This window comes from Ligilactobacillus equi DSM 15833 = JCM 10991 (assembly GCF_001435735.1).
GTDB classification, from domain to species: domain Bacteria; phylum Bacillota; class Bacilli; order Lactobacillales; family Lactobacillaceae; genus Ligilactobacillus; species Ligilactobacillus equi.
In genome coordinates, this window is sequence record NZ_AZFH01000004.1 from 1 (window position 1) to 521 (window position 521).

General features: G+C 39.9%; 1 pseudogene. It reads left to right on the plus strand.

Going from position 1 to position 521, the window contains the following annotated elements:
* Window positions 1-521, plus strand: a pseudogene (locus tag FC36_RS12060) (hypothetical protein); the annotation flags it as partial.

The following is a 521-nucleotide window of genomic DNA, read 5'->3' on the forward strand; positions in this document are numbered from 1 at the left end:
AGAAGTACATCAACTTCAGTAGAGGATCACTCAAGCGAAGTACAAAGCCAAGTATCTGAACACTCAGTATCGACATCAGAATACCAATCAGTATCTGAAGAAGTTTCCGAAAGCTTGTCAGAATCTAAGTCAGAAGCAAGTTCAGTAGTTGAATCAGCAATCGCAAGTGCGTCAACTTCAGCAAACGAAAGTAAATCGGCGGTTGAATCCGTAAGTGCTTCCGCAAGCAAGTCAACATCAGAATCTCAAAGTAAGAGTAAGAATGGTGTAACAAGCTTAACTTCAGAAGAAGCAAGCAAGAGTAACGAAGTTAAATCTGAATCCGAATCACAAAGTGAATCAATTTCAGAAGCAAGCAAGTCTGCAAGTGAAGCATTATCAAGTCAAAAGGATAAAAATAAATCCTTAAGCACTTCAGCTTCAATGAGCTTATCTAAGTACTGGCACGATTCTGCAAGTACTTCCGCAAGCAAGTCAACATCAGAATCTAGTTCGACATCAACAAGTCGCTCAGATTCAGC